Source organism: Bacteroidota bacterium, from assembly GCA_019637975.1.
In the GTDB taxonomy this organism is placed as follows: Bacteria; Bacteroidota; Ignavibacteria; order UBA10030; family UBA6906; genus CAADGV01.
The window spans coordinates 1-15,842 of sequence record JAHBUR010000041.1; the positions used below are offsets into that span (position 1 = coordinate 1).

At 50.5% G+C, this 15,842-nt stretch carries 12 protein-coding genes; 2 read left to right on the plus strand and 10 right to left on the minus strand.

Annotation, left to right across the window (positions count from 1 at the left end):
* The 6 genes from KF749_16580 to pfkA all read right to left on the minus strand — a co-directional run.
* A partial coding sequence (locus KF749_16580; GenBank protein MBX2992769.1) for a hypothetical protein occupies window positions 1-500 on the minus strand: 500 nt, incomplete at its 3' end.
* 607 nt (window positions 501-1,107) lie between these two features.
* Window positions 1,108-1,560 carry a hypothetical protein gene (locus tag KF749_16585; protein ID MBX2992770.1) on the minus strand — a complete coding sequence of 151 codons (453 nt, stop codon included), beginning with the start codon at window positions 1,558-1,560 and terminating at the stop codon, window positions 1,108-1,110.
* A complete protein-coding gene (locus tag KF749_16590; GenBank protein ID MBX2992771.1) occupies window positions 1,553-3,370 on the minus strand; it encodes a carbamoyltransferase in 1,818 nt (605 codons plus the stop codon). Before KF749_16590 ends, KF749_16585 begins: the two co-directional genes overlap by 8 nt.
* Window positions 3,371-3,481: 111 nt before the next feature.
* Window positions 3,482-5,347, minus strand: a complete 1,866-nt coding sequence (gene carB, locus KF749_16595) for a carbamoyl-phosphate synthase large subunit (protein MBX2992772.1) — start codon at window positions 5,345-5,347, stop codon at window positions 3,482-3,484.
* Between the two features lie 18 nt (window positions 5,348-5,365).
* Window positions 5,366-6,844 (minus strand): carbamoyl-phosphate synthase large subunit, encoded by a 1,479-nt coding sequence (gene carB / locus KF749_16600; GenBank protein MBX2992773.1) that lies wholly within the window; start codon window positions 6,842-6,844, stop codon window positions 5,366-5,368.
* A gap of 144 nt (window positions 6,845-6,988) precedes the next feature.
* Window positions 6,989-7,954, minus strand: coding sequence for a 6-phosphofructokinase (gene pfkA, locus KF749_16605; protein ID MBX2992774.1), 966 nt, complete (start codon window positions 7,952-7,954; stop codon window positions 6,989-6,991).
* 210 nt (window positions 7,955-8,164) lie between these two features.
* Here pfkA and KF749_16610 point away from each other — a divergent pair, with 210 nt between their 5' ends.
* Complete coding sequence (locus tag KF749_16610; GenBank protein ID MBX2992775.1) at window positions 8,165-9,835, plus strand: sodium-dependent transporter; 1,671 nt, start codon at window positions 8,165-8,167, stop codon at window positions 9,833-9,835.
* Window positions 9,836-10,040: 205 nt separating this feature from the next.
* Here KF749_16610 and pgi read toward each other — a convergent pair whose 3' ends face one another.
* Complete coding sequence (pgi, locus tag KF749_16615) at window positions 10,041-11,696, minus strand: glucose-6-phosphate isomerase (GenBank protein ID MBX2992776.1); 1,656 nt, start codon at window positions 11,694-11,696, stop codon at window positions 10,041-10,043.
* 142 nt (window positions 11,697-11,838) lie between these two features.
* Here pgi and KF749_16620 point away from each other — a divergent pair, with 142 nt between their 5' ends.
* On the plus strand, window positions 11,839-12,594 hold the full coding sequence (locus KF749_16620) for a 3'-5' exonuclease (GenBank protein ID MBX2992777.1): 756 nt from the start codon (window positions 11,839-11,841) through the stop codon (window positions 12,592-12,594).
* A gap of 6 nt (window positions 12,595-12,600) precedes the next feature.
* On the opposite strand, the gene KF749_16625 is transcribed toward KF749_16620, so the two are convergent.
* The 3 genes from KF749_16625 to KF749_16635 form a co-directional block, all read right to left on the minus strand.
* On the minus strand, window positions 12,601-14,865 hold the full coding sequence (locus KF749_16625) for a thioredoxin family protein (protein ID MBX2992778.1): 2,265 nt from the start codon (window positions 14,863-14,865) through the stop codon (window positions 12,601-12,603).
* A 112-nt stretch (window positions 14,866-14,977) separates the two neighbouring features.
* Complete coding sequence (locus tag KF749_16630; GenBank protein ID MBX2992779.1) at window positions 14,978-15,124, minus strand: hypothetical protein; 147 nt, start codon at window positions 15,122-15,124, stop codon at window positions 14,978-14,980.
* 131 nt (window positions 15,125-15,255) lie between these two features.
* A complete protein-coding gene (locus tag KF749_16635) occupies window positions 15,256-15,840 on the minus strand; it encodes an RNA methyltransferase (protein MBX2992780.1) in 585 nt (194 codons plus the stop codon).
* Between the last annotated feature and the right edge of the window lie 2 nt (window positions 15,841-15,842).

A 15,842-nucleotide genomic window follows, 5' to 3' on the forward strand; every position in this document is an offset into this window, starting at 1 on the left:
AGATCAGGTTGAAGTTGAAGTCCGTAGTACCGTAGGTACAGAAACTCCAACAACGGGGAATAGCTGCCAACGCCTGCATTGATAACCTCGATTCGCTGTTCCGATGCAGCACCGGCGTTCAACTCCGTTTCGAGAAGTTTGGAAAACGTTTCAGCTTGGTTGACCCCCTCTCCCACCGTGAAAGAGTCACCCAGCATCAGAATACGAAATGTGTTTGAGGGTTTGGCAATTGTGAAATCCCTGTCTCTAAGTCCCAGTGAGTTCGTATTGAAGTCCGTATCAAAGTCGGTTCGGACGAGCCTGCCCTGTACATTGCTCGGATTGACGTGGTTCAGGATCACATCATCTTTGAAAGCTACGTATACTCCGGTTGCATGGGGTTCAATGATCCTCACAATCGCCTCAAGCATGAGAAGGCCGGCAAGAGTTCCGAGAAGGAACAGGCCGAAGGCCTTTGCGCCCCTGACGATAAGCGATTGATTGGTAAGTCCCTGTTTCATGATTGAGTCTCTACAAGACAAGTACTTGGAATGTTAAGAAGGTAAACAGGTTCGAGGATTATGCTGATGGACAATACACAGAATGAATGCTTGCGAGCAGCAGTTCGGAACTCCGAGGTAGAGGTTTGGGGCGTTGAGCGAAAGGAATACCCTTTTGCCAATTGGTACTTCTGAATCGGCGGATGAGTAAAGGCAAAGACGATTGTGTCGCGAGCCTCAACAAAACACACGACTTTGATATCAAGCAACTGCTTTCCTCATGAAGTCGACGTGACGCCTTGCAATTGGCCGGCGCTCTGCAAACATTCGACAAGCCTGAAGGAGCATGACGCTGAGTTTTACCATAATGCATTGGAGGAGAGTCTCCCCTAATCAGGAGCGACCCTCCTCCGGAACTTGAAGACGACGAGAGTCTAGAACAGAGTATAAATAAAGGGCGCCAAGGCCGAGCCCTGGGTAAATACAAGCAGGAACCCAAGAAGCAACAACATGAAAACGATGGGACCCAGCCACCACTTCTTGCGTACCTTCATGAATTGCCACAATTCCCCAACAATAGCAAATTTGCTTCTTGCCACGAGTCTTTTCTCCTATGAATATGAACTCTTTAGAATGTTCGTGAAGCGTGTTTCGGATCGAACTTGCTCAGGTCACGTTTCACCCAATAGCTTTTTGCCGACTTATCAATCTTCTCGTCAAGCAGGTCTTTGCCGAGCGCTCGCATCAACAAGCCGATTGGCGTGACGATAAGATAGAAAAAAATACCGAGAAAAATGCGTGTCCAAAACCAGCCGAGGATGAATGCAAACTTCATCCACGCATAGTGGAAATGCTTCATCACGGGATATGCAACATGGCATAAGGCGTAGATTGCGATGCCTGCAGGCAGAAAGATCTTCCACCAGAATGCCGACATTCCTCCACTCCAATCCCAGCCCGTCCAACCGGTCGTGTGACTATTCTTTATGAAGATAAAGGCAGCTATGGCCGTAAAGACAATAAGGAATGCTTTCCCGGTCTTCTTCACTGCCTCTTGCGAGGTATCTACTTTTTCAATCAAGTTCGAACTCCTTCATCCAATCTGAATCTTGTTCAAGTGGTTTCTGTTGTGTTTTCGCAACGATGTAATTTCCAATGACCAGGTAATCCATATGCGTTCGCATCAGGCATTTGTACGCCTCCGCCGGACGGCAGACAATCGGTTCGCCGCGAACGTTAAACGACGTATTAATGATAACCGGACATCCGGTTTTCTTGTAGAACGCATTAATGAGATCGTAGTACATCGGGTTGGTTTCCCGGACAACCGTTTGAATACGGGCGGAGTAATCAACGTGAGTGATCGCAGGAACGTCTGAACGCGGCACGTTCAGTTTATCAATACCGAACAGTGCCTCTTCCTCTGCTGTCATTTTTACGCGACGATCCTTGACGACATCCGCGACAAGAAGCATGTACGGGCTTTCACATTCCATTTCGAAATAGTCCGAAACCTTTTCGCGCAGCACCGACGGAGCAAAGGGCCGGAACGATTCGCGGAATTTGATTTTCAGATTCATGATGGATTGCATCTTGGGCGAACGTGCATCGCCGATAATGCTTCTGCCGCCGAGTGCACGGGGGCCGAATTCCATTCTTCCCTGAAACCACCCTATGACGTTTTCGTTTGCGATGAGCTCGGCAACGGTATCGGCCAGTTCTTCCGGCGCTACCTTCTGATACACTATCTCGTTCATTCGAAGGAAATGTTCGATCTCGGCATCCGCGTACACGGGCCCGAGGTATGATCCCGCCTGCGAATCCTTGACGTTATCGGCTTGCCGTGGATTGTTCAAGTACACATGCCATGTGTACAATGCGGCACCGAGTGCACCGCCTGCATCGCCTGCAGCAGGTTGAATCCAGATATTCTCAAACGGACCTTCACGCAGGACGCGTCCGTTGCCGACACAGTTCAAGGCCACACCGCCTGCAAGCACAAGGTTTTTCTGTCCCGTTTCCTTGTGCACATGGCGTGTCTGTCGCAACATGACTTCCTCGGTGACTTCCTGAACGGAACGGGCGAGATCCATTTCCCTTTGAGTGAGTTTCGTCTCGCCAACACGGGGCGGACCTCCGAACAAGTCGGCAAACTTGTCGTTGGTCATCCTCAAACCTGCACAGTAGTCGAAGAACTCCATGTTCATCTTGAATGAACCATCTTCCTTCAAATCAAGGATATGATCATAGATCTGTTGCACATACTTCGGCTCGCCGTACGGCGCAAGACCCATCACTTTGTATTCTGCTGAATTGACTTTGAAACCTGTGAAGTACGTGAAGGCCGAATACAGCAATCCGAGCGAATGCGGAAAGTTCAGTTCGCCATGAATCCTCAATTCATTCCCGTTACCCACACCGTAACTTGTGGTCGTCCATTCTCCTACTCCGTCAAGCGTCAGGAATGCAGCTTCTTTGTACGGTGACGGGAAAAATGCAGATGCTGCATGTGATTCATGATGTTCCGGAAATAGTATTTCTCCTTCATACCCCAGATCCTTTTCAATCATGTTGGGGATCCAGAGTTTATCCCTCAGCCACAACGGCATTGCCATGAAGAACGATTGAATACCCCGGGGAGCATATGCAAGATAGGTTTCGAGAAGGCGTTCAAACTTGAGCAATGGCTTATCATAGAACGCGACGTAGGAGAGATCGTTTGCGGTGATCTTTCCTTCCGTCAGGCAATATTCGATCGCGTTCTTCGGGAAGTTGAAGTCGTGCTTCTTTCTCGTGAAGCGTTCTTCCTGCGCTGCTGCAATGATCTTGCCGTCTTTGACAAGCGCGGCCGCAGAGTCGTGATAGTAGGCCGAAATGCCCAAAATGTACATTACTCTTCTCGCTGGTGTGTTATTGTGTGGTGTGATTATTCAAAGATATTCAAAACATATCAAATTGATGTGCCGTAAGCCACAACTCGCGCACGGCAAGATGTGCCGCATTTACAGCTGGAACGAGCGTATGTACTCCACCATTCGTTCGCAGTCTTCCAGTGATTCCACGGGCTTTGCCTCTCCGCCCTGAGCGGCAAGGTCGTGATGCTCTTGAATGCTGAGCACCGAAAGCTGATTACTCTTAATCTCTTCTATACTTTTGCTTGCAGAAGCGGCGGCAGCAAGCGTGGTAATAAAAGGAACTTTGTATTCCATTGCTGTCCGCCCGATAGCATGCTCATCTTCACGAGATGTTTGACCCAACGGGGTCAGGATTATCAACTGTACCCAACCGTTCTTGATAATATCAACGATGTTCAGCGTCCAGTTCCCCGCTTTGAGAACCGGCCGATTGGGGATACCATTGTCAGTAAGAAAATGTGATGTGCCCTCGGTAGAGAGAATATTAAACCCGAGCCGAACATAGCTTCTAATAATATTTGCAGCCCGCTCTTTTTTGTCGTTATCGTTCAAGCTGATAAAGATCGTTCCGGCCTGTGGCAACGCCAGACCCGCGGCGATTGACGCTTTTGCAAAGGAGACTCCGAAACTATCGGAGATGCCCATCACTTCACCCGTTGATCGCATCTCTGGCCCGAGAAAATGCCGCGCTTGGGGGAACTTGTTGAACGGGAACACCGACTCCTTTACAGAAACGTGTTTCGCCCAACTGAATCCTCTCACATCCAAATCCTTCAACTTTCTGCCAACCATGAGTTTCGCGGCTATTTTCGCCAGCGGTACACCCGTTGCCTTGCTGACGAACGGAACCGTGCGTGAGGCTCTCGGGTTTACTTCCAACACATACACAACCCCATCCTGCATCGCATATTGGACGTTCACAAGACCCACAACGTTAAGCGCAAGTGCGAGCTTCCGTGTGTAGGTCATCAGGGTATGAAGCTGTTGAGCAGTAATATGATAGGGGGGAAGAACGCATGAACTGTCGCCGGAATGGATTCCCGCTTCCTCGATATGCTGCATCACACCGCCGATATACACATCTTCACCGTCACTGACGGCATCAACATCGAACTCGAATGCATCCTCAAGAAATCTGTCGATCAATACGGGATGTTCCGGGGATGCAAATACCGCTTTCTGCATGTACTCCCGCAACGCCTCATCGCTGTAGCAAATCTCCATCGCCCGACCGCCAAGAACGTATGACGGGCGAACGAGAACGGGATAGCCGATTGCTGCTGTAATCTCCAACGCTTCATCAATATTTGAGGCAGTTCCCCACGGCGGACATGGAATTTCCAGGTCCTTCAGCAGTTTTCCGAAGCGCTTTCTGTCTTCCGCAAGATCGATTCCCTCGGTTGAAGTTCCGATGATCTTGAAGCCATTCGCCTCAAGCGCCTTGGCAATCTTCAGCGGTGTCTGGCCGCCAAAACTGACGATAATCCCGTCGGGCCTTTCGCGCTCGCAAATGTTCAGCACATCTTCCAACGTCAGGGGTTCGAAATACAGCTTGTCGGTTGTATCGTAATCCGTTGAAACAGTTTCGGGATTGCAGTTGATCATGATGGTCTCGTACCCTTCCTCCTCAAGACCCATCACGCCGTGAACGCAACAATAGTCGAACTCAATTCCTTGCCCGATCCGGTTCGGTCCGCCGCCGAGGATGATGACCTTTTTTCTGTCAGACCGAAGTGATTCGTTCTCGGTTTCATACGTCGAGTAGTGATACGGCGTTTCCGCAGCAAACTCTGCGGCACACGTGTCGACAGTCTTGAACACAGGAATCACGTCAAGCGTCTTGCGAAGGTCGCGGATTTTCTTTTCCTCCGTCTTCCAGAGCGTAGCAAGCTGGCGGTCGGAAAAGCCGTACTCTTTCGCTTTCAGCAAAATGTCGCGGGTGATCTTCTTCACCGATGTCTCCCTATCGCTTCACGCATCAATGGAATATCCCTTCAATTCTTCTTCCATGCCGACAATCTGTTTAATATTGAATAGGAACCAGGGATCGATCTTGGTAATCGCAAACAACTCATCTATCGACATTCCGAGCAAAAAGCCGTACCGGAGATAGAAAATATTCTCGGGCCGTGAGCGTGAGAGTTGTTTTTTGATTTTCTGTTTCCACTCTTCCCTTTCTTCGGGAGAGAGAGTGGCCGGGTCGAAGGAATCCTTGCCGTCGGAGCCAAGTCCGAAACGTCCCTGCTCAAGCGACCGAAGGGCTTTCTGAAGGGCTTCCTTGAATGTTCGTCCGAATGCCATTGCCTCGCCGACCGATTTCATTTGTATCCCGAGCGAGCTGTCCACACCCTTGAACTTCTCAAAATCCCAACGCGGAATCTTCACGACGGTGTAGTCAATTGTCGGCTCAAAGGAAGCCGGCGTGAGTTTGGTAATGTCGTTTGGGATTTCATCAAGAGTGTAGCCAACTGCCAACTTTGCAGCAATCTTTGCAATGGGGAACCCTGTTGCTTTTGAAGCAAGGGCTGATGATCGGGAGACACGCGGATTCATTTCGATAACGAGCCGGCGGCCCGTTTGCGGGTTGACGGCAAACTGAATATTCGATCCGCCCGTTTCAACTCCGATGGCACGAATGATCGTGAGAGCATCATCGCGCATCGCCTCATATTCCTTATCTGTCAGCGTCTGCTGGGGGGCACACGTAATCGAGTCGCCGGTATGCACACCCATCGGGTCGAAATTCTCGATCGAACAGATAATAACAACATTATCCTTTAAGTCCCGCATTACTTCCAGCTCGTACTCTTTCCACCCGAGGATGGATTCTTCCAGCAGTACTTCGTGAATCGGGCTGGCTTCAAGTCCATGTTCAAGTTTCTCGATGAACTCGTCGCCGTTTTCCGCAATGCCGCCCCCGGAGCCCCCGAGTGTAAAAGAAGGCCGGATGATAATAGGAAAGTTGATCCAGCTGGCAAGCTTTAACCCTTCTTCGATTGAACGGACAAAACCGCCGCGTGGGGTATCGATTCCCACTTCATCCATGGTCTTCTTGAACAGTTCGCGATCCTCTGCTTTTTCAATCGCTTCAAGTTTCGCCCCGATGAGTTCAACATTATGCCGGGCGAGGACACCGCTTTTTGCCAGGGCAACGGCGGTATTCAGTGCGGTTTGCCCTCCCATGGTTGGGAGAATTGCATCGGGATGTTCCCGTTCGATAATCTTCTCAACAAATGCGGGAGTGATGGGTTCAATGTAGGTTCGGTCAGCCATATCCGGGTCTGTCATGATAGTCGCCGGATTGCTGTTGACAAGAATAATGCGGTAGCCCTCTTCACGCAACACTTTGCAGGCTTGCGTGCCTGAGTAATCAAACTCGCAAGCTTGCCCAATGATGATAGGCCCCGCACCTATGATCAGGATGGAATTAAGATCAGTTCGCTTTGGCAAAAGAACAAGTCCCCGAAATCGTGTGGTTTCAAATATAACAATCTGCTTTGTATGAGGCAAAGTTTTATATCACAAAAAGCACGGGCGATTCGCAATGAATCACCCATGTCTCGCATTCATTCAAAATCCCAATGAATAACCGTTTTAGGTGGAGAGGATGGTAGCAAGCCGCCACAGATCTTTGTCTATCGACTTGCGTTTTGTCCATGTTTCTTTGAGTGGTGTGAACGAGATTTTCCCGTGAATTTCACCCACCATTATTCCACTTTGTCCTTCAAGCAGGGCATCAACCGCGGCCACGCCAAGCCGGCTCGTGAGCAAACGATCGCGGGCTGTCGGGGATCCTCCCCGTTGGATATGCCCCAGCACGCAAATCCTGTAATCGTATCCGGCGGCATCCTTGATTCTCTCCGCCAGGCTGAGGGCTCCACCTGATTCTTCCCCTTCGGCGACTATGATTATCGCGCTGCTCTTGTGACGTTTTGAACCGGCAAGGGCCTCTTCCAATTCGGAAATATTGGTCTGGGTTTCCGGTACTGCAATGTGTTCAGAACCGGATGTGATTCCGACGTCCAGCGCGATAAATCCGGAATCGCGACCCATCACTTCAACATAAAAAAGGCGATCATGGGACGCGGCAGTGTCACGAATCTTGTCAATCGCCTCCACGGCGGTGTTTACTGCCGTATCATACCCGATGGTATAGTCTGTTCCAAAGAGATCGTTGTCGATTGTTCCCGGCACTCCGATAATGGACACGTGGTGTTCCTCGGCCAACTTCGTCGCTCCCTGGAAAGTTCCATCGCCCCCGATTGCGACAAGTCCGTCGATGTCGGCATTCTTCAGATTTCCGGCTGCCCGGGCCCGACCTTCCGCTGTACGAAACTGCTCCGAGCGTGCAGTCCGGAGTATGGTTCCGCCACGCTGAATAATGTTCGAAACTGAACGCGCCTGAAGATCAACAAATCTCCCCTCGATCATCCCTTCATACCCGTATTGAATCCCCACTACTTCCAGCCCGTTGTAAATTGCGCTGCGTACAACGGCTCGGACACAGGCATTCATGCCCGGGGCGTCACCACCGCTTGTAAACACTCCAATTTTCTTCATAACGTTTGTGCGAAGCGAACATTCACAAATTCGGTTTAAAATCTATCCAACAACCGTTTGAAATGCAAAGAAATTCCTTGCGCAATCTTGAATCTTCACTTCAATATCGCTATGTTCATCTGGCGATCATCATATCCTTCCGGTCGCTGCTTCTTTCTACCCTGCTTCCGGCAGAACGCAAACCTTATTCATTAACACTGAAAGGTTTCTATGTCGTCAAACAATGAACGGTGGGGCTCGCGTGTCGGGTTGGTGCTGGCAATGGCCGGCAACGCGGTCGGCCTCGGCAACTTTCTCCGGTTTCCCGTACAGGCAGTGAACAACGGAGGCGGGGCTTTTATCATCCCGTATCTCGTCTCCTTTCTTGTCATGGGCATTCCGCTTCTCTGGATTGAGTGGTCGATGGGACGCTTCGGAGGCAAGCAGGGAAACCACTCGACCCCCTACATTCTCGACAGCATGACGAAGGCCCGTTGGTTCAAATACTTCGGCGTGTTCGGCATCTGGACGAATCTGGCAGTTGCGGCCTACTACTGCTACATCGAATCATGGACGATGTCGTACGTCTACCACTCCATCATGCGCTCGTTCAGCGGCCTGACACAAACAGAAGTTGCCCAATTCTTCGTTAACTACCTCGACATCACCCAGTCATATACCGGAATACCGTTCGAAGCCGTGTTTTTCTACATCCTTTGCTTGTTGCTCAACACGTGGATACTCTCTCACGGACTGAGTGGCGGCGTGGAACGGGCAGCAAAGATAGGAATGCCCCTGCTCATTCTTTTCGGCTTTTTCCTTGCCATACGAGGCCTCACGTTGGGCACATCCGGTGCTTCACCCGAGCATCCCGATGCATCCGCCTGGGCAGGAATCGACTTCTTGTGGAATCCGCAATTTGATTCACTCAGCAACCCGAAGGTCTGGCTTGCCGCTGCGGGACAAATTTTCTTCACGCTTTCAGTCGGAATGGGGACCATTCACTGCTATGCTGCCTACGTCAAGGCAAAGGATGATATCGCCCTCAACGCAATGTCAGCAGGGTGGATGAACGAATTTGTAGAAGTCTGTTTGGGCAGCTTGATCGTTATCCCCATCGCCGCAGGGTATCTCGGACTTGATTGGGTGAAAGAGAATGCAGGATTCGGCATGGCATTTCAAACAATGCCGTTCCTCTTCGAAAATTGGGGTCCGTTTCTTGCGACAATGGCGGGTTTATTCTGGTTTGGACTTTTGTTCTTCGCGGGTATTACCTCCTCCCTTGCAATGGGAACTCCATGGATGGGATTTATGCAGGATGAATTCGGATGGAGCAGGCGGAAGTCCGCATGGTCATTTGGTACAATTACACTAATCCTCGGCATTCCAACTGTACTTTTTTACAGTTACGGCGTGTTCGATGAGTATGACTACTGGGCCGGAACCGTTTCACTTGTCGTGTTTGCCCTCGCAGAGTCAATCCTGTTTGCGTGGGTATTCGGGATGGATAAAGGCTGGCGGGAGATCACCAGCGGCGCAGATATGAAGGTGCCCGACATTTACAAGTTCATCATCAAGTGGGTAACGCCCTTTTTTCTTCTGTTTGTCTTCGTGGGCTCAATCTTCTCCCCGCTTGGCGGAGATTGGGCGGGTGCAATTGCCAGTCTGACCAGCGGAAACGGATGGCCGCTCGATAACGGCTCAATCATCCGGCAGCTTTTCAACAGCGGTTTGCGTGAACAAATTGCAGCGGCAACCGATCCGGCGGTAAAGGCGGGGCTCGAAACACGTCTCACATACATTATCGGCGCACGCATCCTTCTAACGACGGTATTCGTTGGAATCGCCTATCTTGTCTATCTTGCATACAAACGTCGAACAGCAACGGGGAGAGCATCATGACACCACTTGCAATCGGAACGATGGTAACAACCATGAGTATTATTGTGGCACTCACAGGATATTTTTTCATGAAGATGGTGAGAATGCCGCGCAAACCGGATGACGATACACAATGACCTGAAGATCACAAACATCCTCTAAGCGCCGGAGCCGGATCCTTCGATCCGGCTCTTGTGTTTCCGGTTTCACGCAGTCCATTGCATTGCTACACAGAATCCGGATTACGCTGTCTCTTGTAGAAATTGATAAGCCCGTTTGTAGAGGAGTCGTGGGCAACAACTCTTGCTTGTGTTGACAGTTCGGGCAGGATAGTTTTCGCGAGTTGCTTGCCCAATTCAACACCCCACTGGTCAAAAGAATTGATGTTCCAGATTATCCCCTGCACAAAGATCTTATGTTCATACAATGCAATCAACGAGCCGAGAACCCGAGGCGTCAGCTTCTTGAATACGAGTGAATTTGTCGGGCGGTTGCCGGGAAAAACTTTGTGGGGCAGAAGTGTCTTTATCTCTGCACGACTCAGTCCGGCGGCTTGAAGCTCCTCCCTCGCCTCCTTCGCCGTCTTTCCTCGCATTAACGCCTCCGTTTGGGCGAAGAAATTCGAAAGAAGAATCGTATGATGCTCTCCCCGGGGATTCTGTGATTCCATCGGAGCAAGGAAATCAGCCGGGATCAACTTCGTTCCTTGATGAATAAGTTGAAAGAATGCATGTTGCCCGTTTGTTCCGGGTTCACCCCAAATGACGGGGCCGGTTGAATACTCAACCTCCTTTCCTTCGCGATCGATATACTTGCCGTTGCTTTCCATATCGCCTTGTTGAAGATATGCAGGAAAACGATGGAGATATTGATCGTATGGAAGAATGGCATGAGTTTCCGCATCAAAGAAATTATTATACCAGACACCGAGAAGTGCAAGAATAACGGGAAGATTCTGCTCCGGCGGAGCGGAGCGGAAGTGTTCATCCATTTCAAAGGCGCCCTCCAGCAGTTCTTCAAAATTCTCGAACCCTATCGCTACGGCAATGGAGAGTCCGATCGCAGACCACAGCGAGTACCTCCCTCCAACCCAATCCCAGAAAGCGAACATATTCCTCGGATCAATGCCGAACCTCCCGACTTCGGCGGTATTCGTCGAGAGGGCGACAAAATGTTTCGCCACCGCCGTTTCATCGCGTGCGGATGTTAGGAACCACTGCCGTGCGGACAATGCATTGGTGAGTGTTTCCTGAGTGGTGAATGTCTTGGAAGCGATGATGAACAACGTTGTTTCAGGATTGCACAGTTTCAATGTTTCGGCAAGATGCGTCCCATCCACATTGGAGACAAACCGGAAGTTCAATCCGTGCAGCGCATACGGCTTCAGCGCTTCGGTGACCATCACGGGACCGAGGTCCGATCCCCCGATACCGATATTGACGACATCATGGATTGGTTTGCCGGTATACCCCCTCCAATCCCCATTCCGTACCGAATTGCTGAACTCCTTCATGTGGGCAAGCACCTTCCTGACATCGGGCATAACATCTTTTCCATCAACCACAATGGGACGGTTCAGACGGTTCCGCAAAGCAACATGCAGCACAGCACGATTCTCAGTGAAATTGATCTTCTCCCCCTTGAACATTTTATCGCGCCAGCCTTCAATATCGACATGCCGGGCAAGATCAAACAGAAGCCTCATGGTTTTTTCCGAGACACGATTCTTTGAGTAGTCGAGAAGAATACCGCAAGTCTTCATCGAGAATTTCTCGAAGCGTTGGGGATCCCGTGCAAACATAACGCGCATATGCTTGTCGGCCATCTTGGTGTGGTGTGCTGCAAGCGCTTTCCACGCCTTGGATTTCGTGAGCTTTGACATAGTGGTTTCTTCCGGGCTTGCTGTTGGTCTTCAGTAGTCGTGATGTGAATATAACGAGATGAGAGAGAAAACCCAACAGACGGCGCCTTGCTCTTCCTACTACAAATTTCTACTTTACGATAGCTCAAACGTCGAACTACCCATGAACTTCCAACTTTCCCGCCCCTTGGTTTTCTTTGATCTCGAAACTACGGGCACAGACTTCGTTGCTGACAGGATCGTGCAAATCTCCGTTCTGAAGATTCATCCCGAATTACCGGAGGAGTCACGGACGAGGCTCATCAATCCGGGAATGCCTATTCCGCCGGAAGCTTCGGCAATTCACGGGATAACAGACGGTACGGTCAGAGATCAGCCGCATTTCCGGGCGATTGTGCGGGGACTTTTCGACTTCTTTTCCGGTTGTGATCTTGCCGGCTACAACTCAAACTCCTTTGATGTGCCGTTCCTCGTGGAGGAATTTGCCCGTTGCGGAATCGAATTCCCGCAAGAGGGAACCAAACTCATCGACGTGTGCACAATCTTCAAGCGGAAAGAGGAACGAACTCTGACAGCTGCATACAAGTTCTATTGCGGAAAGATGCTTGAAAACGCCCACGATGCCGAAGCGGATGTTCGGGCAACTTTCGAAGTCTTCAAAGGGCAGCTTCACCGGTATGAGGATTTAGGTTCGGCTACAGTCGGTGAATTGCACAACTACTGCACGCGCGAGGAGATTGTTGACTATGCGCGCAAGCTGACGAAGAATGAAGCCGGCGAGATTGTGTTCAACTTCGGGAAGCACAAGAATCAGCCGATCGCGTCACAATTGGAGTATGCGAAGTGGATGGTGGAGAGTGATTTCCCTGAAGGCACAAAGATCATCCTGCGAAGAATCCTCACCGAACAATCAAGCTGAGAGCCATCACATACCCGTTGCCCGGGCGAGAGCGTCCAGTACAATGCCTGTTGTGATCACTTCCGGCAACACAATAGGCTCGGTTGGTCTGCCCGCCGGGAAAACCACATACAGCGGCACACCCGAGCGTCCGAACTTTTGCAGCAGCCGCGTGATTGCTTCATTCCGGTTTGTCCAATCCGCCTTCATGGAAATGATGTTATCCCCGTTCAGGCGTTCAACCACGGCTTTGTCGGCAAGAACGGTTTTTTCGTTGACTTTGCATGTGAGACACCATTCGGCCGTGAAATCAAGAAACACAGTCTTGTTCTCTCTCAAGTGTGATTCAAGACTTTCCACGGAGAAGGGATGCCATTCAACACCCGCGACGTTCTGCGGCGATGACGTTGCAATGCCGGAGGTGTCGGATTGCGCAAGAACATCGCGTGCTTCAAGTACATCACCGATAAACAGCTTGTAGCCTGCAATCACAAGAAGAATCGCCACCCCCCACGAGATGAAGTACTTGGTACGCGTTGCGGTGAGTGTCGCAAATCTTCCCACAATCCAACACGCTAATGCGACAAACAGGAGGAACGCAGCAGTCCAAATAACGGCCTCCATGCCAAGTTGCGAGCCGAGAACCTGCAACAACCAAACCATCGTTCCCATCATCAGAAAGCCCATGAACTGCTTCGCCGTCACCATCCACTCGCCCGGTTTCGGCAAGAACCTCATCCATTTCGGTTTTGCCGTGAGAATCAGATACGGAAGCGACATCCCGAACGCAACGCTGGCAAACAACAACAGAATGATGTACGCAGGCTGGGAGAATGCAAAGCCCATTGCAGAACCGAGAAACGGCGCTGTGCACGGTGTTGCGAGAATTGTCGCAAAGACACCCTCGGAAAATGAGGCGACGTAGCCACCATCTTTATCCCGTTTCTCAAGGGCACTGCCCAGCCCGACGAACGCAAGCATAAACGGAAGACTGATTTCAAACACTCCGAAGAGACTGAGGCCGAATGCAAAAACCACCGTACTCATGCCGATGACAAACAGCGGCTCCTGGAACTGAAAGCCCCACCCGACGTGCTCCCCCGCCGTCTTCAGAAAGATGACAAGCAGCGCAAGGACAAGAAATGAAGCAAGAATTCCGAAGGAGAAGAACCACCCGAGTCTCTTGACTCGCACCGGCTCGTCTCCCGACATTCTCACCAATCCGAAAATCTTCAGGCCGATAACCGGCAGAACGCATGGCATCACGTTCAACAAAAGGCCGCCGATAACAGCAAACAGAATGAACAGTGCCAACGATTGTTCGGATTGCGCTGTCTCGATTGTCGTAAATGTCTGATCGAACAAGCCGCCGCCACTCTGCAATGTCGACGAGCCGGACTCTCCTTCTATCGGAATTGTTGAAGTGAATTCCTTCGGAAGCGGGATTTCAACGGTGCCGGAGCGTAATTCCCCGCCCTGCAATTGATACAGCAATACGCCTTTCAACGTCAACGCCTCGTCAACCTTCTCATATGCTGATAACGGAATGCGAAGAACTGCACGCCGGCCGTCTGCTACCACGATCGTTCTGCCGAGAGACAGTTCATCCACAATTTCAGGAAAGAAATCAGGTATCTCGTCAGGCTTCACAAGCAGCGATTTTCCGACGGTAGCTTCAAGGGTTAGCACAATCTCGCGGTTCTTCGTTTCGGTCTTGAGTGAAAAATCCGTGCTCGGCAACAATGGCCGCGGGACTTGTGCCCTGTATTTCTCAAACAGTTCGGCATGTGCTTTCGTTGACATACGATCCGCTACCGGCAATGTCATTTCTACCTTTGCATCTCCCGGAATGCAAAGCTTCTCACATTCCAGCCAGCTCACATCAGCTTTCAATGTAACGGAAGTGCCACTCTTCAGCGACCGCGACGGAGTGATCTGAACCAGCAACATATTCTCGCCGGCGTAGCCGTACGTGAGAACATCGCCGCTTTCGTTGTACTTGTGCGGCAAGGGCCACTCAATCTCGCCGGCAATGAATCCGTCGGGCAACGTCCACTTGATCTCGGTCGGCAGCCCTGACTCACCGCCGTTCTTCCAGTACGTGTGCCATCCTTCATCCATGTTCATCAATACGCCTGCCGTGAAGGGAACGCCCGGCTGTATGGAGTGTACATCAGCGATGAGGGCAACTTGTGTGTGATGTTTTGTGTCTGCCGACTTAAAGAGCTGCGTCTGTGCAGTCGCGAAGGAGGGTGAAAGCAACAATACTATCAGAAGTGTCGAGACGACCATTTCAGAGCTGGAAATTAAAAAAACATACGGAAATACAGGGCTATTCTATATCATAATAGCCAAAACGAGAGGAATTTACAAGGAGAGCGGTGTGTGGTGAACGGTGCGGATACTATTTCTTCTCTTCATCTTCCCGATGCAAAAATTCCTGCTTCCTCCGCTTTCTGATAAGAAGAACGAAATAGGCGAATATGCCGAAAGCGATCAACGCAATAAGCAGAAGATTGTCTCTGAAGAAATCGATGTAGCCGGAATCCATTCTGAAGTTGAATAGGGGAAATAGCTAAAGAGTCGTACGAAAAACGGAGGTATTTGTTTCTTCCAAGTCCACAAGAATATAGCAATCACGCTATGAGTTTGCAAGAAGAAGTGGAAGGGGTTCCTGCGCGATCAACGCTTCAGCCATTCGGCAGCGAGTTCTTCTAAATCGTTCTTTGGAATTTTGGGAGATGCAAGAGCACCCGCAAGAATGCGTTGACGTAATGCTTCGTACAGACTCACTGCACAAGCGACGGAAATATTCAAACTTTGAATCATCCCCACCATCGGAATAACAAAATTGCAGTCTGCCTTTGCGGCAGCCTCCTCACTGAGGCCCCGATGCTCGTTCCCGAACACAAGGGCAATTTTTTGCGTCAAGTCGAGATCGTACAGGCTCACCCCGTCTGTCGCAAGATGTGTGGCATAGATTCTAAAACCTTCTGAACGCAGCGTGCTGTAGCATTCATCAACCGATGTATGCTTCCGTCGTTCCAGCCATTTGTTGGCACTGGATGAACTCTTCTTCCCGATGCGCGGGAATTTTTCAAGAGTGTAGAGAAGTTCGACACGCATAACGCCCACAGCATCACACGAGCGGAACACGGCGCTGACGTTGTGAGGATCGTGAATATTCTCCATCACAACAGTCAAATCCGGTTGACGATGCCGCAATACGCGATTGATTTTCCTAATTCGACGTTCGCTTCGCAGCATAC

What these genes read in the sequence shown, in the direction of transcription:
- KF749_16590 (MBX2992771.1), bottom strand. Translation starts at nt 3,370, where the DNA reads ATGTACATTTTGGGCATTTCGGCCTACTATCACGACTCTGCGGCCGCG.
- pfkA (MBX2992774.1), bottom strand. Translation starts at nt 7,954, where the DNA reads ATGAAGAAAATTGGAGTGTTTACAAGCGGTGGTGACGCCCCGGGCATG.
- KF749_16610 (MBX2992775.1), top strand. Translation starts at nt 8,165, where the DNA reads ATGTCGTCAAACAATGAACGGTGGGGCTCGCGTGTCGGGTTGGTGCTG.
- pgi (MBX2992776.1), bottom strand. Translation starts at nt 11,696, where the DNA reads ATGTCAAAGCTCACGAAATCCAAGGCGTGGAAAGCGCTTGCAGCACAC.
- KF749_16620 (MBX2992777.1), top strand. Translation starts at nt 11,839, where the DNA reads ATGAACTTCCAACTTTCCCGCCCCTTGGTTTTCTTTGATCTCGAAACT.
- KF749_16625 (MBX2992778.1), bottom strand. Translation starts at nt 14,865, where the DNA reads ATGGTCGTCTCGACACTTCTGATAGTATTGTTGCTTTCACCCTCCTTC.
- KF749_16630 (MBX2992779.1), bottom strand. Translation starts at nt 15,124, where the DNA reads ATGGATTCCGGCTACATCGATTTCTTCAGAGACAATCTTCTGCTTATT.
- KF749_16635 (MBX2992780.1), bottom strand. Translation starts at nt 15,840, where the DNA reads ATGCTGCGAAGCGAACGTCGAATTAGGAAAATCAATCGCGTATTGCGG.